A 19,887-nucleotide genomic window follows, 5' to 3' on the forward strand; every position below is an offset into this window, starting at 1 on the left:
TCAGGCCCCCTGTCCTTTCAGATTATCCAGCAGGCCGCCAAAGCCCTTGCTGCCAACCCAGAAACGAACCAGGTTGTCGACACCACGGCTGGTCAGTGTTGCACCAGACAGGCCGTCTACCTGATATGGGTTACCAGGCTGAGCACCGCCCTTCACTACAGTAATGGCAATGTCGCCGTCTTTATCGAAGACTTCCTTGCCAACCCACTGTGCTTTCCACTTGGGATTGTCTACTTCACCACCCAGTCCTGGCGTTTCTGCATGAGAGTAGAAACCCAGACCAACGATGGTATCCATGTCGCCTTCCAGAGCCAGGAAGCCGTACAGGGTAGACCACAGACCGTAGCCGTGAACCGGCAGGATGATCTTGTCGATGTTGTTTTCGTCACCAACGATGTAGACCGCAGCGAAATCTTCCAGACGCTTGATGCTGGCGATGTCTTCATCACCTGGCAGCGCGTTGGAGAATTCCGGCATTTTGGCCGACTTCTGCTGGTTGAAAACACCGTACTGGTCAATCAGACCCGCCGTTTTCAGTTCTGCCATCTCGGCGTCAGTGGCAAAGCGGTTTTCTTTGACATTAACGATACGAGTGGTGATTTTGTCTTCAAACTGGGAAGCGATGGACTGTGACGCATCGTACAAGCCAGCAGCTTGCAGAACAGCGGCACGTTTGTCGTTCGCCTTGTTTTCATTTTGCTGAGGACGCAGACCTACCGCGGCGCCGGCTACGATAACCGAACACACCAGACACAGCAGTACAGCGACCAGCAGGGTTTTTTGAATGCTGTCGTTATTAGCTGACACGTGCGATCCTCCGCTTGATGTTTGCCTGTACTACGAAGTGGTCGATCAGCGGCGAGAACAGGTTGGCGAACAGAATTGCCAGCATCATGCCCTCTGGGAATGCCGGGTTGATCACACGAATCATGATCACCATAAAGCCGATCAGAGCACCGAATACGAACTTGCCCTTGTTGGTCATGGAAGCAGATACCGGATCGGTCGCCATGAAGATCATGCCGAACGCGAAACCGCCCACTACCAGGTGCCAGTACCAAGGCATCGCAAACATCGGGTTAGTGTCAGAGCCAACAGCGTTCAACAGCAGGCTGGTAGCAACCATACCACCGAAAACACCGGCAACGATGCGCCAGGAAGCAATGTTCATGGTCATCAGTACAGCACCACCGATCAGGATTGCCAGCGTGCTGGTTTCACCCATGGAGCCTTGTACAGTACCCAGGAAAGCATCCATCCACTGAACACCGCCGTCGATGATGGCTTGTACGCCACCTTCGGCTGCGTTACCCAGAGCGGTAGCACCCGTGTAACCATCAGCCGCAGTCCATACTGCGTTACCAGACATGTTGGCCGGGTAAGCGAAGAACAGGAAAGCACGACCAGTCAGTGCAGGGTTCAGGAAGTTCTTACCAGTACCACCGAAGATTTCCTTACCAACAACCACACCGAAGGAAATACCCAGGGCAACCTGCCACAGCGGGATACTTGGCGGCAGCGTCAGTGAGAACAGGATCGAGGTAACGAAGAAGCCTTCGTTCACTTCGTGGCGACGAATGGTGGCAAACAGCACTTCCCAGAAACCACCCACAATAAAGGTAGTGGCATACACAGGCAGGAAGTAGGCAGCACCAAAGACAAAGTTATCCCAGAGACTGGAAGCATCGTGGCCAGCACCTCCCAACAGGGCGATCAGCCATTCACGCCAGCCTTCAATCGCCGTACCGGCACCGGCTGCAATGGCTTCGTTCGCCTGCAGACCAATGTTGTACATACCGAAGAACATGGCCGGGAAAGTACACAACCACACAGTGATCATGATGCGCTTCAGGTCGATGCCGTCACGCACGTGAGCTGTGTTGTTGGTTACGCTTGGCGGGGAATACAAGCCGGTATCAATGGCTTCGTACAGTGGGTACATTTTTTCCCACTTACCGCCTTTCACAAAATGTGGTTCGAGATTATCAAGAACAGTACGCAAACCCATGATTAACCCTCCGCCTCGATTCGAGTGAGATTCTTGCGCAGGATCGGACCGTACTCATACTTGCCAGGGCAGACAAAGCTGCACAGGGCCAGATCTTCCTCGTCCAGTTCCAACGCGCCAAGGTTGATTGCTGACTCCATGTCTTCCACGATCAGTGCACGCAGCAGCTGAGTTGGCAGAATGTCCAGCGGCATCACCTTTTCATAAGCGCCAACCGGCACCATGGCACGCTCACTACCGTTGGTAGAAGTGCTGAAAGGGAAAGCCTTGCTCATCAATTTGGAGATGTAAATCGGCATCACAGAGAAGCGACTTGCACCCGGCGTCAGGTAGTGCAGCATTGGACGCTCACGACCTTCACGCAGAACACTGACCTGGTTATGGAAGCGACCCAGGAAAGCTTCAGCATCTGCCGCCGTACGACCACCAAATACAGAACCGGAAATCAGACGGTTATCACCATCCGCCAGCTCGCCGGTAGTCAGATCGGTCAGGGATGCACCTTGCAGGGTACGAACCAGACGAGGTTCCTTAACCTGAGGACCTGCCAAAGCAACAACGCGCTCGTTGTACAACATACCCGTCGTAAACAGAACACCAATGGCGATCACGTCCTGATAGTTTACGGTCCATACAGTACGATTTTCACTGACTGGATGCAGATAATGGATGTGAGTACCTGCCAGACCTGCCGGATGAGCACCTTCGAACTCTTCAGTCGTTTCGACACCTGCAGCCGGAACATTGGCACCGTTTGCCTTACAAACATACAGCTTGCCTTCGGTCAGACGCTTCAGCACCTGCAGACCGTTTTTGAAGGCTTCTGCCTGTTCGGCAATGATTACTTCCGGGTTGGCCGCCAGTGGATTGGTATCCATGGCATTAACGAAAATGGCTGCCGGAGTGGAACCCAGAGCGGGAACCTTGGAGTAAGGACGGGTGCGCAGCGTGGTCCACAAGCCGGAGTTAACCAGATTGTCCTGAACCTCTGCAGCAGAGAGAGAAGACAGTTTGTCAGCACTGTAGCTGGCGAACGTTTCTTCCTCGGTGCCATCAAGCTCGATCACGATAGACAGGAATTTACGCTTTTCACCACGATTCACCGCTTTCACGATGCCCGCAGCTGGCGCGGTGTATTGAACACCTTCTGTCTTCTTGTCAGTAAATAGGACTTGCCCCTTCTTAACCCGATCACCTTCCCGAACAACCATTGTTGGCTTCATACCAACGTAGTCTTCGCCCAACAGTGCTACGCACTTTACAGCTTGGCCAGACGTAATGGTTTGCTCAGGAGTTCCAGTGATGGGTAAGTCGAGACCTTTTTTAATTTTGATCATATGCCTCGCCTAATCACATGGGTACCAGAGTACAGCTCCCATAAAACGGACGCACAATTGCCCCGGAAGTCGCTTACGCGATCCGGACGTTGCTATGCGTTAAAACTGTTTTTATATGGGAAACAAGCACTTGGATACTCGTTTGCTAAGTTTACTAAGTTTGGAATCGGCGCTAAGTATAGTGGCGAGTGTCGCAATAATCCAGTTGTGTAACAGCTCGAAAGCCCATACTTATGGGGCAATTAACCATGCCAGGACGGCATACAAGGAGGGTAAAAACAGAGTTGTTCAAGAAGAGTACAATCCGGCCGCCTTGGTCACAGGAACCGGATTGTTGAGTTGATTTCACCAGCCATTGCCAGTGAAACCAACCCGATTGGCTGGCGGATTAACCGCGAGCCGGATACGTCGGATACTCAACGCCACAAAGCTGGTGTGCAATGCGGACTACCTGACGGCTGTAGCCGTACTCATTGTCGTACCAGACGTACAGGTTGACGTGCTCGCCATTTACAATTGTTGCCTTGGCATCAACGATACCCGCGTGGCTGTTGCCAACGAAATCGGTAGATACCACTTCCGGGCTGTTAACCCAGTCGATCTGACGCTGCACGTCCGAGTTCAGGGACATGTTGCGCAGATAGTCGTTTACTTCTTCAACAGAAACGTCACGGGACAGATTCAAAGACAGAATCGCCATGGAAACGTTTGGAGTTGGAACACGGATGGCGTTACCGGTCAGCTTGCCTTTCAGCTCTGGCAGAGCCTTGGCAACGGCCTTGGCGGCACCCGTCTCGGTAATAACCATGTTCAGCGGCGCAGAACGGCCACGACGGTCACCGTTGTGGTAGTTGTCGATCAGGTTCTGGTCGTTGGTGTAGGAGTGAACGGTCTCAACGTGACCATTCTTGATACCGTACTCATCGTTCATCACTTTCAATACTGGAGTGATGGCGTTGGTAGTACAGGACGCCGCAGACAGGATAGTGTCAGCCGCATCGATATCGCTGTGATTGATGCCGTATACGATGTTCTTGATGTCGCCTTTGCCAGGTGCAGTCAGCAGCACCTTGGAAACACCTTTGCTCTTCAGGTGCTGGCCCAGGCCATCTTCGTCACGCCATACGCCGGTGTTATCAATCACCAGAGCATTGTTGATACCGTACTGGCTGTAATCAATCTCGGCCGGGTTGTTGGCGTAGATGATCTTGATGTAGTTACCGTTAGCGATCAGCGCTTCGTTTTCTTCATCAATGGTCACAGTGCCACGGAAAGTGCCGTGAATGGAGTCACGACGCAGCAGGCTGGCACGCTTTTCCAGATCGTTGCCTTTACCACGACGAACCACAATGGCGCGCAGGTTCAGGGCTTTACCAGCACCGGATTTTTCAACCAGGATACGAGCCAGCAGACGACCGATACGACCGAAGCCGTACAGAACTACGTCGCGGTTCTCACCAAAGTTTTCTGGCTGACCAACTGCATCACCCAGTTCATCAATTACGAACTGACGCAGCTCACGGCCTTCGCCTTGCTTGCGGAATTTAACAGCCAGACGGCCGATATCCACGTGAATGCTGTTAACGTCCAGTTCAGACAGCACCTGCAGGATCGGGAACGTATCCTGTACAGAGATTTCTTCGTTCTCGATATGACGAACAAAACGGTGCGCTTTCATGATCTCGATAACAGAGCGATTGATAATCGCACGGCCATACAGAGAAGTGATCACGTTACGGTTACGGTACAAACCGCCAATAACAGGGATCATGGATTCAGCAATCGCTTCGCGTTCTGTCCAATCGTGCAAACAGGTGTCACGCATATCTTGGGTCACGGGCAAACCTTCCTAAAATTTTCGCTCTTGGTCACGAGGCGGGGATTATGCACGGATGACTCCCTAATCACAAACAGCATAAATTGCAAGTCTGAAAGGTAAGAAAATCACGACTTTTTCAGCCATAAATATGAAACATTACGTACATTTGTCACATCTCGTGCATTCGATCCGTTATGTCAAAGCCACGTACACAAACGGAAAAGCCAGACAAGCACGAAGCAACCAGCACCTTCAAAAACGCAACATTAAAAACCGGAGTGGAAGAACAATCGATCAAAGCACAGTCAGCACTGTTTGGTAATCACCCAAATAAAACGAGAAAAGCGAAACATACGCCCTGGAAATCTGTTTGAATCGTGCTGTTTTATCCATTCCAGAGCGTAATCAGAGAAAATCAATCCGAGCCCATCAATACCCAGCCCCACGAAGAACAATCCATCGCCGCAAAAGCCCCGCTATTTACGATTTCCATCTCAACGTCCCACTGTCTTGAATTGTTGTAAATTTCCAACCTCGAAATCAGTGAGTTTCAAAAACTTACCCAGTTGGCACGTCATTTCCTGACCGACTTTCGGCTGTCCTTCGACGAAAGTCAGCAAAAAACCAATAAAAGTGGCAAGAATCCCATGCAAAACCGGAATACGTATCCACTCAAGCAACCGCAATTTCGAGCAACCTCTGAAAATCTTCACGGAAACCAAACACCATCTACTAACTACGCGCTTTAACTACCCCTGCCCTTGTGACAGTTACGCTGGCATTGATTACACTGCTCGCCCTACGGATTTATCCAATACGGAGCATGAATGATCAGTCCCATCACCCCGGAACTCCCTGTTAAAGCTGCTGAACGACGCTTTTGGGGAAACCTCAACGGCAGCAGTCTGGCGATGGCCATTGCCGCGGCAGCGCAAAACCACTCCGGCCTGACCCTGATCATCACCACCGACACCAGCGCAGCACTGCAACTGGAAGAAGAGCTCGGCTTTTTTGCCGAACAAACGCAGGTAATGTTATTCCCTGACTGGGAAACACTGCCCTACGATGTCTTTTCTCCCCACCAGGACATCATCTCCCAGCGCATTGCGACCCTGAACCAATTGCAGGAAAGCCGCGACGGCATTCTGATCATTCCTATCGCTACCCTGCTGCAAAAACTGCCACCAGACAGCTTTTTTGATGGTCAGAGCTTCGCACTGGATATCGGCCAGAACTTCGACGTTGATAAAACCCGTTTGAAGCTCGAAGCAGCCGGCTACCACTGTGTCGATACCGTTTATGAACACGGTGAATTCGCCGTACGCGGCGCGATTGTCGATATTTTCCCAATGGGCCAGGAACAACCGTTTCGCATTGACCTGTTCGACGACGAAATCGAAACCTTGCGTACCTTTGATCCCGATACTCAGCGCACGTTGGAAAAGACCGACAGCATTCGGATCTTGCCTGCCCGGGAATTCCCGCTGAATACCACCGCCATCAAGCTATTTAAAAACCGCTGGTTTGACTTCTTCGAGCAAAACCCCAACGACTGCTCCATTTATATGGACATCTCCCAGGGCATCGCACCCGCGGGTATCGAATACTACTTGCCGCTTTTCTTTGCCGAAGAGCTGGGCAATTTCTTTGATCACCTACCAGCCAATACGCTCATCTTTAATGACGAACGCATGGAGCTGGCTGCCAGGCAGTTCCGCAAAGACGTCGAAGAGCGATATGAAAGTCGTCGTTATGACCGCACCCGGCCCATCCTGGCGCCCGGCGAATTGTTTCTCGCCAACGAGCAGCTGTTCAGCAAATTAAATGAATACCCACGCGTACAGTGGCACAGCGATGAACTGCCCGACCGCGCCGGAGCCATGGCATTTGATACCGAAGCCTTGCCGGACATCAGCACCGACTCCCGTCTGGAACAGCCGCTGCAACGACTGAAAATCTGGCTCGACCAGAACCCGAACACCCGTACGGTATTCTGTGCCGAATCCGCCGGTCGCCGTGAAGCGCTGCGCGAGTTGCTTGGTCGCATCAAGGTTAATCCGCAAGAAGTCGCAGGCTGGAGCGAAGCCCAAACCGCCAACAAGACCTTACTACTGACCATTGCGCCACTGTCGCAAGGCGTGCAGATTAACGGCGAACAGCCACTGGCACTGATCACCGAAAACGAGTTGTTTGGCCAGCGCATCCGACAGACCCGTCGTCGCGCCAAACAAAAGACCGACGCCGATAACGTTATTCGTGACCTGACCGAATTAAAAGAAGGCGCACCGGTGGTCCACCTCGACCACGGCATCGGCCGCTACATGGGCTTGCAAGCACTGGACGCTGGCGGTCAAACCAATGAATTCCTGGTACTGGAATACGCCAGCGCCAGCAAGCTCTATGTGCCGGTATCCTCGCTGCACCTGATTTCCCGCTACGGTGGTGCCGAAGACGGCGCGGTCCCCATCAGCAAACTGGGCACCGATAAGTGGGAGCAAGCGAAACGCAAGGCCGCTGAGAAAATCCGCGACACCGCCGCCGAACTGCTCGATATCTATGCCCGCCGCGAGGCCCGCAAAGGCTTCGCCTTCAATGGCCCGGATGAAGAATACGAGCGCTTTGCGGCGGGATTCCCGTACGAAGAAACACCGGATCAGCAGGCCGCCATTGACGCTGTCATCGACGACATGACCTCACCGCGGCCAATGGACCGTCTGGTGTGTGGTGATGTGGGCTTTGGTAAAACCGAAGTGGCCATGCGCGCAGCCTTTATGGCCGTACAAAGCGGCAAGCAAGTGGCCGTGCTGGTGCCAACCACCCTGTTGGCTCAACAGCACTACCAGAACTTTGCCGACCGCTTCGCAGAATGGCCGGTAAAAGTGGATGTGTTATCCCGCTTTAAATCCGCCAAGGAAACCCAGCAAGCCCTTGACCGAATGATCGAGGGCAAAACCGATATTGTGGTCGGCACCCACAAGCTGCTGCAGAAAGACGTCAAGTTCGAGCACTTGGGATTGCTGATCATCGATGAAGAACACCGCTTTGGTGTGCAACAGAAAGAACGCATCAAATCCCTGCGCGCCGAGGTCGACATCCTCACCCTTACCGCCACGCCAATCCCACGTACGCTCAACATGGCTATGGCCAGTATCCGCGACCTGTCGATCATCGCCACGCCGCCAGCAAAACGCCTGAGTGTGAAAACCTTCGTGCGCCAATACGACGATGCCGCCATCAAGGAAGCCATGCTGCGGGAAATTCTTCGTGGTGGTCAGCTGTATTACCTGCACAACGAAGTCAAAACCATCGAGAAAGTCGCTCGCGACCTGGATGAACTGGTGCCAGAGGCCCGGGTCGTTGTTGCCCATGGCCAGATGTCTGAACGTGAACTGGAAAGCGTGATGAGCGATTTCTACCACAAGCGTTTTAACGTGCTGGTATGTACCACCATCATTGAGACCGGTATCGACATTCCGTCCGCCAACACCATCATCATTAACCGCGCGGATAAATTTGGCCTGGCTCAGCTGCACCAGTTGCGTGGCCGTGTTGGTCGATCCCACCACCAGGCTTATGCCTACTTGCTGACGCCACCGCCGAAGACCATGACCAAAGACGCCGAAAAGCGCCTGGAAGCCATTTCAGCCTCTCAGGACCTGGGTGCCGGATTTATGCTGGCCACACACGATCTGGAAATTCGAGGTGCCGGTGAACTGCTGGGCGACGAGCAAAGCGGCCAGATCGAAACCATTGGCTTTACCCTGTACATGGAAATGCTGGATCAGGCGGTTAAAGCCATGCGTTCTGGCAAAATACCATCAGACAACCTGACGCCAAGGCAAACCGCAGACGTCAACCTGCACATGCCTGCGTTGATTCCAGACGACTATCTGCCTGACGTAAACAGCCGCCTGACTCTCTACAAGCGCATGGCCAACTGCGAAACCGACAACGAACTGCGCGAGCTGCAAGTCGAAATGATCGACCGCTTCGGCCTGCTACCAGATCAGGTCAAGAACCTGTTCCGACAAACCTCACTGAAATTGAAACTCACGCCAATGGGCATTGCCAAACTCGACGCCGGTACCGAGTCTGGCAAGCTGGATTTCAGTGCCGACACCAACATCAATCCATTCACACTGGTGAAACTGGTACAAACCAAACCGGCCAGCTACAAACTGGAAGGCGGACACACCTTGCGTTTCTACTTCAATATGGACACCATCGACCGCCGATTTACTGTTATCGAACAGGTTTTGACCGAACTGCAAAAGGAACTCTGATCCGTGAAGCCCCTTTCCCGCCTGCTCAGCCGTGGCTGCCTGACTTTGGCCGCCGGAGTGCTCGGTAATCAACTGCTGATGAATCAGGCAGAGGCCCAAAACGCCTTGTTCGGCGACCATTGGTACGAAGTCGAAATGATGCTGGTTGCCTACAAGAACACCACATCCATTGACGGCGAACACTGGGAGCAATGGATTGAACCTGCATCCACGCCCATGCATTTGCTCAGTCAGCCATCCCGACAGCCCGATGCACTACAACAGCTGTACCGACAGCAGCAGTGGCTCGACGCCTGGCTGGCCAGTTTGCCGCTTGGCTATTACGCCGCCGAGAGCCACTCCCTGCCCTACGGCGTACTGACTGAACGCATGCTGGAACGCGAAGCCAGCCGTATCGACCCGCAAGGCGATATGAGTGTTATCTGGCATCAGCGCTGGATCGAAGCCGTGCAACCGGAAGCCGGTGAAATCCGCCACCCTGTCAGCATCTCGCTGCCGGGCGAGCCGGAAATCAAGGTTGAAGGTACTTTTAGCCTGTACCTGAGCCGCTACCTGCACATCACCACCGACCTGTACGTTCAACACCTCAGCGAGCAAATGCCTGAAGAGCCGGTGTTGCAGCAAATTGAATCCGCCAATGGCGACGTCATCGCACTCAGCAGCGAAAACAGCCTTATTGCCAACGCCGCCGGTGAATTGCCAATGCAAAACACCACCACGCAGGCTCCGGGCATCAATGCCGCGTCGATTCCGCATCCTTCCGCCAACCCCGCTCAGCAGCCCAGCGAGCTGGAATTATCCCTGCTAGCCAACCAACCGACACTGCAACAGGCGCTAAAAATTGATGGCCGCTATCCGGTTCGCGCAGCACACGTCAAACTGGCGCGCCGTATGCGATCCAACGAGCTGCACTACCTCGACCACCCAATGCTGGGCGTCGTGATCCAGCTGACGCCAATCGACGTGCCAGAGGTAGAAATGCCTGAGCCAGCAACCGAGCCCCTGTCTACATCAGCTGCCTCAACCTCGACCACTGCAAATACGACGGCTAATACAGCGACAACGAAGCAAACGAACTGATTCGCGCTAATCACGGCCCGGAAACGAAAAAGCCCCGGTTATTCACTTGAATAACCGGGGCTTTTTGTTGCGGGCCCCTAGGGACTGCCCCATCCTGAATAACATCAAAGGCGCGGCAGAACCGCAGCAATGAGGTCACGCACCTGGCCCATTCCGCCATCCAACACACGCCGAATGTCTTCCATGGTGATCTCTGCGTCACTGCGACCGGCAGCCGGGTTAACCACCAGACAAATACTGGCATATGGAATACCCAGCTCTCTGGCCAGCACCGCTTCAGGCATACTGGTCATACCCACCAGATCACACCCGATGCGCTCCATGTGGTTGATTTCCGCCGTGGTTTCCAAACGCGGCCCCTGAGTGACACCCACCACACCAAAATCCAGTACATCGAGCGCAATATCCTTGGCCGCTGCAAGCAATGCTTTGCGCAGTGTGGCATCAAAAGGATCGGTAAAATCGATGTGCTCCAGCGGCTTGTAGGCACCATCAAAGAAGGTGCTTTCGCGGCCCCAGGTCAGATCGACCAACTGGTCCGGAATCACAATGGCACCAGCCCCCATGTCCGCGTGAATACCGCCCACCGCGTTCACAGCAATAATGGCCTCAGCCCCGGTTTCCTGCAGTGCCAGCAGATTGGCCCGATAGTTAACCTTATGGGGTGGCACCGCATGCGGGTGGCCATGGCGAGCCAAAAACAACACCGGTTTGCCTTGCCAGGTGCCTTCCTGTACCGCGCTGGAAGGCGTGCCGAGAACGGTATTGATGTCATGGGATTGGGTGATGTGCGGGCCTTCCAAACGAGTCAGACCAGTACCACCAATAATGCCAATGCGATTAAACGCCATGCTTTTGTTACTCAAAATCGTGTTGAATCAGACCGGCTTCCACCAGCCATTGAATATGTTGTTGCAGATCGCTTTCGATCTGCAGTCGCTGTTCTCCGCTATAGCGAATACGCCAATCAGAGAGATCAAGCTTGCGATAAGGCGAATCCGCGGATGCCGTTGCATCAACGACAGCCTTCAGCACCGCCTCAGCGCCTTCCGGCACATTACACACCACCAATGCGTTGCATCCCGCTGCCATCGCCAACTCAGCCCGCTTACGGTAGTCACCGTATTTGGCCGCGCCTTCCATGGTCAGATCATCACTGAAAACCACGCCGTCAAAACCCACCCGCTGACGCAGCAACTGCATCCAACGCTGAGAAAAACCAGCGGTTGATACCGGGTCGACCGCCGGGTACACCACATGGGCAGGCATCACCCCGTCCAACAGCCCCGCTGCCGACAACTGTTTGAACGGGCGCATATCGTACATCAGCTGAGAGTAGCTGCGATCATCCAGCGGCAACTCCTTGTGGGAATCGGCTTCAACAGCGCCATGCCCGGGGAAATGTTTGCCTACGGCTTTCATACCCGCCGCTCGCATCCCCTGAATAAACGCCGACGCCAGCTGGGCAACCACCGCAGCACTGGTGCCAAAAGCGCGATCACCGATCACCCGGGAGCACCCTCGCTCAATATCCAGTACCGGGGCAAAACTGGTATCAACACCCACCAAAACCAGTTCAGCAGCCATTACAAAGCCCAGTTTTTCAGCCGCCTCGACAGCCAGATCCGTGTCAGCCGCAAAACATTCACCCAACCGCATCATGGCTGGTAGACGAACAAAACCGTCTCGGAAACGCTGTACCCGACCGCCTTCCTGATCAACAAACACCGGCAACTCCGGGCGTTCGCGGCGTACCGCATCCAGCAATTGGGTTAACTGACTGCGGCTCTGATAATTACGAGCAAATAGAATCAATCCGCTTAATGCGGGTGAGTCCAGTACAACACGGTCTTGTGGAACCAGTTCGGTACCGATCAAATCGGCAATTACACCCACCGATGGGCGGGGTTCAGACGTGGTCAGATCAAACGACATGGGATTCTCGAAAAGCTGTGTTCCTGTATCCAGACCCGGGTGCCAGCGGGCACCAAATCGAACAACGTCAGCAGGTCTTCATTGCGCATACGCACACAGCCATGAGACTCCGGCCGCCCCATAGGTTCCGTATCCGGAGTTCCGTGAATATAAATATAGCGTCGCATCGAGTCGACATTGCCCATGCGATTGCGGCCAATCTCCAAGCCTTGCAGCCAGAGAATACGGCTCAGAATCCAATCCCGGCTGGGGTGCTGTTCGGCCAACGCCGGCGAATAGATTTCGCCGGTAAAACGACGTCCAACAAACACGGCATTGATGGGCAGGCCGTCGCCAATACGGGCGACGACACGATGCCAACCGCGCGGCGTGCAGCCACTGCCGTTTCGCTCACCAACGCCATTCAGCGCGGTAGACACATCAAACAGATAGCAGCGATCTTCAGCGCTAAAACGCAGCGCCTGATCAGCAATGGAAATTTCAATCGTGGGCGCATCCCGCAGCCCAATAGTGTCGACAATCATACGTTCTCGGTATCGAAGGTCAGTCTTGGTGTGGAGCCTGAAAGCCCGACGACAGGAACGGCACCAGGTGGTCAATCACCTGCTCGATACCGCTGCTGACGCCGAGGTCGTGTTCTGCCATGGCGGTTAATGACTCAACCCCGGACAGGGTAAACACCGTCGCCCCCAACATAAAGTGAATACGCCAGAATCGCTCCTGATCATCCAGCCCCGGCGACGCAGCGGTTACCAGTGTCATAAAACGGCTGAACACCTGGCCGTATTCATTGCGCAGGAATTTCCTCAAATGTCCCTGCTCTTGTGAGTAAGCCAGGCCCAGCAAACGCATGAAAATGCCCACGCGACGAGTGCTGCCCTTGCCAGCTGCCAGCGCGGTACCCGACAGCAAACGCAGCAACTTGCCGAAATCTGGCGTATCGCCATTCAGCTCGGCTTCGTACTGGGCCAGCGCCTCGTCCAGACTGGCGCAAAACGGCGTCAGAAAGCGGGCGAATACGGCTTGAATCAGTTCTTTCTTGGAACCGAAATGGTAATTCACCGCGGCCAGATTCACATTGGCTTTGCTGGTAATGTTACGCAGCGAGGTTTCGGCAAACCCGCGCTCGGAAAACAATTCTTCAGCGGCATTAAGAATACTTTTGGCGGTGTCTTTCTGGGCCATGGGGCTGAGGTTCCATGCATTATTGTTGTTTGAAACATACGTTTGAAACGCAACTGAATCAAATCTATTTCCTAAAAACGGCGCTAAAGTACTGGAAACACTGTCGTTACCGCGTAGAAAAGCGTCAACCCGAATACGTATTCAAACAAACTGGCAAATAAAACCAGAGCCTCTAAACCGTTCCCACCTATACCAGCCAGGAAAATCCGTAACTTATCCCCCAGCCCGACGATTTCTCCCCAACCAGTCCAGCCCAATAAATTCAATGAGCAATAGACCAACAAAAAATAAACACTGTGGGTTTACACAGTATTTTTTACTGTATATATTTCCAACCACTGTACAGATAAACAGATATGGAAAGACACATGATCAAGCTCACCGCAAGACAACAGCAGGTGTTGAATCTGATTCGTAGCCGAATCGAGGAAACCGGATTTCCGCCAACCCGTGCGGAGATTGCCAAAGAGCTTGGGTTCAAGTCTCCCAATGCCGCCGAAGAACACTTGAAAGCACTGGCGCGCAAAGGGGCTATTGAGATCATGCCAGGTGCCTCACGCGGGATTCGTGTGATTGAAACCCAACAGCCAGGTTTGCCTATCGTCGGTCGTGTGGCCGCTGGTGAACCCATTCTGGCGCAAGAGCACATTGAAGATTACTGCAACCTGCCGACCGGTTTTTTCAAACCAGATGCCAACTACCTGTTGGAAGTACACGGCGACAGCATGAAGAACATCGGCATTATGGACGGCGATCTGATTGCGGTTCACAAGTGCGATACCGCTCGTAATGGTCAGGTGGTGGTTGCCCGGGTTGAAAACGAAGTGACCGTCAAGCGCCTGGAAAAGAACCGCAACAAGGTTCTGTTGCACGCCGAAAACGAAGCATACGCGCCGATTGAAGTCGATCTGCGCGAACAGGAATTTAACATCGAAGGACTGTACGTCGGCGTCATTCGCCGCCACTAAGTTCTCAGTCAGTTATCACGAGGTCAGCCGCCATGCGCCAGATGAGTTTGCAAGTCGATCACCAGCCTGATTTGTCTCTCAGCAGCCGGATTCAGGATCGCAAGACCCTGAATGTCCAGCCAGCCAAAGGCAGTCTGACCGAAATGATTCTGAGTGACGACAGCGCTATCCAGCCGATGCAGCTATTACCGATGCTGGCGCAGTGTAATTCCAGTAACCGCTGGCTGATGTGGCTTAGCCCGAATCGGACCCTGAACAAACAGTGGTTGGAGAGTATTGGCCTCGGTACCGCTCCGGTAGTCCATATTGATCTGTGCCAGGACACCCAAATGGCGTTGTGCGAACGTATTATGGCCAGTGCCAACAGCCATTTGATCATTGAATGGCAAGGTGGTCTCAGCAGCGAGGCTCGCAGAAGCCTGCGCCAAACAGCCGCCCAAAGTGGTACTCATGTGGTACTGGTTCACAGCAGCCTCTGACAGTGCGACGGTTCAATGCCTTACTGGAACAACAAGGCTCAAAATCGAAGCACAAAAAAAGCAGCCATTGGCTGCTTTTTTCGTTGCTGGGTATCTTATCCACGCTTTGGGCTGATGTTTTACAGGTCATTAGCCATCAAACAATGAGTGCGATACCAGACAGATCAATGTACCTTGTGAGACGGCGCATCAATATCAAATTCTTCGTCGTCCATATCAAAACCAGACAACTCACCCACTTTACGCACACCGGCTTCCAGCATGACGCGGGCAATATCTACATGATGCTCACTCAAACTGGCTTTGGCGTCGGCTGAAAAATGAATACGCACCAGCGCATCACCGTCTTCTTCGTCATCAACCCGACGAAGCGCCACGTCACCATTGGTAAGCTCTACAATCTCAAAGAAGCGTGCCATAGAAGGTCTCACGAAAATTGGATGGCGAGTGTAACATAAAGATAACAAGAGTAACGGCCAGCATTGCCGACCGCAGGGAAATCCAGCTGTTCAGTACCTGCCAAAATAGCCGCAAGTGCCGATTCTTACTGAACGTGTTTAAGCGACAAACCCGAGTATCCGCAGTATTTACAAAAACACCCGCCACATGGCGGGTGTTTTGAGTAACTGGACTTCATGAATCGCAGGTTCAGCTTTCCTTGTGATTCCCACGCTGGCATTCAATCAGGGCCTGTAACTCACCCAATATGCCCAGCAAGATTTCCGCACGGCTTTGTTCCGCCGGTGCACTAGCAATCAGATTACCACTCGGCTCAACCTGTTCGACGCTGCTCGGCTTACTGACCGCCGCCAGTTGCTGGGCATCACGCAGCATCTGCTGCAGCTGCCCCAGCCAACCGTAAACATCAGCTTCCAGCTGTTTCAGCTCTTGCATGTCGGCAATGGCAAACGCAGCCTTGGCGAACAGTTCAGCCAGGTCGTTGACCTTGCCATTCACGTTCACCAATCCAGCCAGCTCATTGAGGTAGCAACGATAGGCGGCGCCCAACTGCAATACGGCACCGTCTTCCAATGCCGTCGCCAGCGCATGATTGTCTGCCAGCTCAACCTGCTCCAGCATCAGTCGACACTGGTACAAACGCTGATTGGTCTGGCCTACCCAGTTAATTGCTGCCATCAGAAGTCCAGCGTCACACCAAAGTGAACGCCTTCGCCCAATTCATAACGGTCGCTAACATCTTCAAGACGCACACCGTTGTAGCGGTAACCCATGTAAACGCGAGCAGTCGGAATAACCGCGTATTGAGCGCGAATATCGGTGCTCAGCAGGCTTTCGGCATCACCGAAGGAAACTACCTTGGGCGCATAGTAAGCGTAACCGGCCAGGCTGAAGTCCGGGTGCGTTGGCAAGTTGGCGCGGAAGAAGCCACCCACACCAACAGCACCACCCTGGGCGTCGATATCGGTATCAAACAGGAAGGCTTTACCACCTACACCGAAGTACAGGTTCTTGTTGCGGTTTTTCAAATCAACCACATGCAGGCCCGCACCCAGCAGGTCGCCGTCGTCCATGTCGTGCAAGCCGGACAGGTTGATGTGCAGGCCAGAGTCGGCCTGGGTGGCGTCGTAGGCCAGTCGAACGGATTCGTTAGCCAAACTGAAGTCCAAGGTACCTCCCGCCTGTGCGGAAACAGCAGCAACAGACAACAGGGTTCCCGCAATTGCACTACGAGTGGCCACAGCAATACCTTTCATATTTCCCCCAAGGAAGATCTTTTTGCCGAAGCTCCGCTCCGGCACACAAAATTAACGTAAGCGCATCATAGCAGCGCCCCGGTACTCTATAAACGCACATCAACCCACGTGGTTGACATGGCTTACAGAGCCGGGGCGCTGCACTGAGTAACAGTAGTTAGGACTGAATCCCGCTACCGATTACTTCATCAGATCCAGCAACAGTTTGTTCAGCTTACCAACGTATTCCGCTGGGTTTTTCAGCTGAGAGCCTTCGGCCAACTGCGCTTGGGCATGAATCAGACCCGCCAGTTCCTTGAAGCGATCTTCATCCTGCTCCTGATCCAAACGGGCAATCAGTGGATGAGTCGGGTTGATTTCCAGTGTCACATCAGATTCAGGAACATCCTGACCCGCAGCTTCCAGCATACGGCGCATGTGGCCACCCATGTCGAACTGCCCTACCACCAGGCAGGCCGGTGAATCCGTCAGACGAGAGGTAACACGTACGGTTTTTACATCTTCCAGAGCGTCCTGAACGCGTTCGATCAGTGCCTTGTGGGTTTCTTGCAGTTCTTCCTGCTGTTTTTTCTCTTCTTCGTCCGCCAGATCATCCAGATCCAGTTCACCTTTGGTGATGTCCTGGAACTGCTTGCCGTCGAACTCGGACAGATGACCAACCATCCATTCGTCAACGCGGTCAGTCAGCAGCAGTACTTCAACGCCTTTCTTCTTGAAGTATTCAATGTGCGGGCTACCCAGAGCGCCTTCAACGCTCTCTGCGGTGATGTAGTAGATCTTCTTCTGACCCTCACGCATGCGCGCAACGTAGTCAGCCAGACCAACATTTTCAACAGTGCCTTCCGACTTGGTGGTGCAGAAGCGGAACAGACCTGCGATTTTTTCCTTGTTAGCGAAATCTTCAGCCGGGCCTTCTTTCAGCACTTCACCGAACTGATCCCAGAACTGCTGGTACTTTTCAGAATCGTTCTTGGCCAGTTTGGTCAGCGTATCCAACACGCGCTTCACCAGCGCGGAACGCAGGCTGTCGACTTGCTTGTCCTGCTGCAGAATTTCACGGGATACGTTAAGGGACAGGTCGTTGGAATCCAGCACACCCTTCACAAAACGCAGGTATAGCGGCAGGAACTGCTCGGCGTCGTCCATAATGAACACTCGCTGAACGTACAGCTTCAGGCCACGGGCACTCTCACGGTTCCAGAGGTCGAATGGCGCCTTGGACGGGATGTACAGCAGGCTGGTGTAATCCAGTTTGCCTTCCACCTTGTTGTGCATCCAGGTCAGTGGTTCCTGCCAGTCGTGGGAAATGTGCTTGTAGAACTCGGTGTATTCTTCGTCGCTAACGTCCGACTTCTGACGAGTCCACAGCGCCTTGGCTTCGTTCACTGCTTCGGCAGGCTGCTGGGTCTCATTGCCTTCTTCATCAGTGGTGGTTTCCTGCGGCAGGAATACCGGAATGGCGATGTGATCGGAATATTTCTTGATCAGGGAACGCAGACGGAAGCTGTCGGCAAAATCTTCTTCACCTTCTTTCAGGTGCAGGGTAATGCTGGTACCGCGATCGGCTTTCTCAACACCTTCGATCGAGAACTCACCTTCACCGGCAGATTCCCAACGCACGCCAGCATCAGCGGCTTTGCCGGCACGGCGGGTTACAACCACAACCTTGTCGGCCACGATAAATGCGGAGTAGAAACCCACACCGAACTGACCAATCAGTTGGGAATCGGCTTTCTGGTCGCCAGTCAGCTTGCTCAGGAAATCAGCAGTACCGGATTTGGCGATGGTACCCAGGTTGTTCACCACATCATCGCGATCCATACCAATGCCATTGTCGGCAATGGTCAGAGTGCGCGCTTCGGCATCAAAGTCGATGTGCACTGCCAGCTCGCTCTGGCCTTCGTACAGTGCGTCGTTTTTCAAAGCTTCGAAGCGCAGCTTGTCGCAGGCGTCGGAAGCGTTGGAAATCAGCTCCCGCAAAAAGATTTCCTTGTTGGAATACAAGGAATGAATCATCAGATGCAGCAGCTGTTTGACTTCGGTTTTAAAGCCAAGTGTTTCTTTGCTGGCCACGGTCATGAGTTTCTCCTGTTACAAGACGCAAATCCACGCGTCGTTATTTCACCTCAATGCCTGCCAGACGCGGTAACTACCCTATCGCCTGGCCGTTGAATGCAAAGATGGGGACGGCCTGTTTCATTTCAAGGCACAAAGATGCAGAAAACATAAAAATTAACCTTTTCAGCGACTTGGGGACTCTAATCCGCTCTAAATAAAAGCGAATTGGCAAATCGTTGTTATTCCTTGCTGAACAGACAATCGAGGGCAACTCGGCTCAACGAGCGATTTCATACGTGTATATCACCGCCCGATTGCGTTACATTTCAATCAAGTCAGCGCATACTACGCACCATCAGCCTTGAAGACCCTTTTATGCTCAACACCGCAGCCTTGATGGCGTTTGTTCCAACCTTTTTCTTCGTTTCCATTACGCCGGGTATGTGCATGACCCTGTCGATGTCATTGGGCATGACGATTGGCGTTAAACGTGCGTTGTGGATGATGGCGGGCGAACTTGTGGGCGTAGGTATTGTGGCAACATCGGCGGTCATTGGTGTCGCTGCGATTATGCTGAATTTCCCAGCGCTGTTCGTTGCGTTCAAGTTAGCTGGCGGTCTGTACCTGGGCTATCTGGGCGTTCAGCTGTGGCGTTCAAGAGGAAAGTTGGCGCTGTCTCAACAACCTGAGCAACAGCGTCAGGCCAGTTGGAAGGAACTGGCGTGGCAAGGCTTTATTACAGCCATCGCCAACCCCAAGGGTTGGGCATTTTTCATTGCGCTGTTGCCGCCATTTCTGGACCCCGAGATCAGCATGAGCCACCAGCTGCCTGCCCTGCTGGGCATCATTCTACTGCTGGAATTTGTCTGCTTGCTGATATACGCCAGTGGCGGCAAGAGCCTGAGTCTGCTGTTGAAAACCCAGAGCAACGTCCGGGTGATCAATCGTTGTGCAGGCACACTGATGCTGGGTGTGGGCGTGTGGCTGGTAGCAAGCTAACGGCACGCTCACTACCTTCTT

General features: G+C 53.4%; 17 protein-coding genes. 5 read left to right on the forward strand and 12 right to left on the reverse strand.

Annotation, left to right across the window (positions count from 1 at the left end; translation table 11 throughout):
• From ACXADJ_RS06940 to ACXADJ_RS06955, 4 genes are all read right to left on the reverse strand, one after another.
• On the reverse strand, window positions 1-807 hold the full coding sequence (locus tag ACXADJ_RS06940) for a Na(+)-translocating NADH-quinone reductase subunit C (protein WP_028292901.1): 807 nt from the start codon (window positions 805-807) through the stop codon (window positions 1-3).
• Window positions 797-2,008 (reverse strand): NADH:ubiquinone reductase (Na(+)-transporting) subunit B, encoded by a 1,212-nt coding sequence (locus ACXADJ_RS06945; RefSeq protein WP_028292902.1) that lies wholly within the window; start codon window positions 2,006-2,008, stop codon window positions 797-799. The genes ACXADJ_RS06940 and ACXADJ_RS06945 overlap by 11 nt, the downstream gene beginning before the upstream one ends.
• Before the next feature lie 2 nt (window positions 2,009-2,010).
• Window positions 2,011-3,345 carry a Na(+)-translocating NADH-quinone reductase subunit A gene (locus ACXADJ_RS06950; RefSeq protein WP_475064262.1) on the reverse strand — a complete coding sequence of 445 codons (1,335 nt, stop codon included), beginning with the start codon at window positions 3,343-3,345 and terminating at the stop codon, window positions 2,011-2,013.
• Window positions 3,346-3,733: 388 nt separating this feature from the next.
• On the reverse strand, window positions 3,734-5,182 hold the full coding sequence (locus ACXADJ_RS06955) for a glyceraldehyde-3-phosphate dehydrogenase (RefSeq protein WP_475064263.1): 1,449 nt from the start codon (window positions 5,180-5,182) through the stop codon (window positions 3,734-3,736).
• Between the two features lie 809 nt (window positions 5,183-5,991).
• Here ACXADJ_RS06955 and mfd point away from each other — a divergent pair.
• Together mfd and ACXADJ_RS06965 are read left to right on the forward strand one after the other, a co-directional pair.
• Window positions 5,992-9,447 carry a transcription-repair coupling factor gene (mfd, locus tag ACXADJ_RS06960; RefSeq protein WP_475064264.1) on the forward strand — a complete coding sequence of 1,152 codons (3,456 nt, stop codon included), beginning with the start codon at window positions 5,992-5,994 and terminating at the stop codon, window positions 9,445-9,447.
• Window positions 9,448-9,450: 3 nt separating this feature from the next.
• On the forward strand, window positions 9,451-10,527 hold the full coding sequence (locus ACXADJ_RS06965; protein ID WP_475064265.1) for a CsiV family protein: 1,077 nt from the start codon (window positions 9,451-9,453) through the stop codon (window positions 10,525-10,527).
• Window positions 10,528-10,631: 104 nt separating this feature from the next.
• On the opposite strand, the gene ACXADJ_RS06970 is transcribed toward ACXADJ_RS06965, so the two are convergent.
• From ACXADJ_RS06970 to ACXADJ_RS06985, 4 genes are read right to left on the reverse strand one after another with little or no spacing between them, the layout of a single operon-like run.
• On the reverse strand, window positions 10,632-11,378 hold the full coding sequence (locus ACXADJ_RS06970) for an S-methyl-5'-thioinosine phosphorylase (protein WP_475064266.1): 747 nt from the start codon (window positions 11,376-11,378) through the stop codon (window positions 10,632-10,634).
• 7 nt (window positions 11,379-11,385) lie between these two features.
• On the reverse strand, window positions 11,386-12,462 hold the full coding sequence (gene nagZ / locus ACXADJ_RS06975; protein ID WP_475064267.1) for a beta-N-acetylhexosaminidase: 1,077 nt from the start codon (window positions 12,460-12,462) through the stop codon (window positions 11,386-11,388).
• On the reverse strand, window positions 12,447-12,986 hold the full coding sequence (locus ACXADJ_RS06980; protein ID WP_475064268.1) for a L,D-transpeptidase family protein: 540 nt from the start codon (window positions 12,984-12,986) through the stop codon (window positions 12,447-12,449). Before ACXADJ_RS06980 ends, nagZ begins: the two co-directional genes overlap by 16 nt.
• A 19-nt stretch (window positions 12,987-13,005) precedes the next feature.
• Window positions 13,006-13,647 (reverse strand): TetR/AcrR family transcriptional regulator, encoded by a 642-nt coding sequence (locus ACXADJ_RS06985; protein ID WP_036534828.1) that lies wholly within the window; start codon window positions 13,645-13,647, stop codon window positions 13,006-13,008.
• Between the two features lie 368 nt (window positions 13,648-14,015).
• Here ACXADJ_RS06985 and lexA point away from each other — a divergent pair, with 368 nt between their 5' ends.
• Window positions 14,016-14,615, forward strand: coding sequence for a transcriptional repressor LexA (gene lexA / locus ACXADJ_RS06990; protein ID WP_028292909.1), 600 nt, complete (start codon window positions 14,016-14,018; stop codon window positions 14,613-14,615).
• Window positions 14,616-14,647: 32 nt separating this feature from the next.
• Window positions 14,648-15,094, forward strand: a complete 447-nt coding sequence (locus ACXADJ_RS06995) for a cell division inhibitor SulA (protein WP_475064269.1) — start codon at window positions 14,648-14,650, stop codon at window positions 15,092-15,094.
• Window positions 15,095-15,258: 164 nt separating this feature from the next.
• Here the strand turns inward: ACXADJ_RS06995 and ACXADJ_RS07000 are convergent, their stop codons facing one another.
• The 4 genes from ACXADJ_RS07000 to htpG form a co-directional block, all read right to left on the reverse strand.
• Window positions 15,259-15,513 carry a hypothetical protein gene (locus tag ACXADJ_RS07000; RefSeq protein WP_051218998.1) on the reverse strand — a complete coding sequence of 85 codons (255 nt, stop codon included), beginning with the start codon at window positions 15,511-15,513 and terminating at the stop codon, window positions 15,259-15,261.
• A 229-nt stretch (window positions 15,514-15,742) separates the two neighbouring features.
• A complete protein-coding gene (locus ACXADJ_RS07005) occupies window positions 15,743-16,231 on the reverse strand; it encodes a DUF6586 family protein (protein ID WP_475064270.1) in 489 nt (162 codons plus the stop codon).
• Window positions 16,231-16,809, reverse strand: coding sequence for a YfaZ family outer membrane protein (locus ACXADJ_RS07010; protein ID WP_475064271.1), 579 nt, complete (start codon window positions 16,807-16,809; stop codon window positions 16,231-16,233). Before ACXADJ_RS07010 ends, ACXADJ_RS07005 begins: the two co-directional genes overlap by 1 nt.
• 180 nt (window positions 16,810-16,989) lie before the next feature.
• A complete protein-coding gene (htpG, locus tag ACXADJ_RS07015) occupies window positions 16,990-18,888 on the reverse strand; it encodes a molecular chaperone HtpG (protein WP_475064272.1) in 1,899 nt (632 codons plus the stop codon).
• Window positions 18,889-19,242: 354 nt separating this feature from the next.
• Between htpG and ACXADJ_RS07020 the strand changes: the two genes are divergently transcribed.
• A complete protein-coding gene (locus ACXADJ_RS07020; protein ID WP_475064273.1) occupies window positions 19,243-19,866 on the forward strand; it encodes a LysE family translocator in 624 nt (207 codons plus the stop codon).
• Window positions 19,867-19,887 lie beyond the last annotated feature (21 nt).

This window comes from Oceanobacter sp. ABM4_470 (assembly GCF_056158645.1).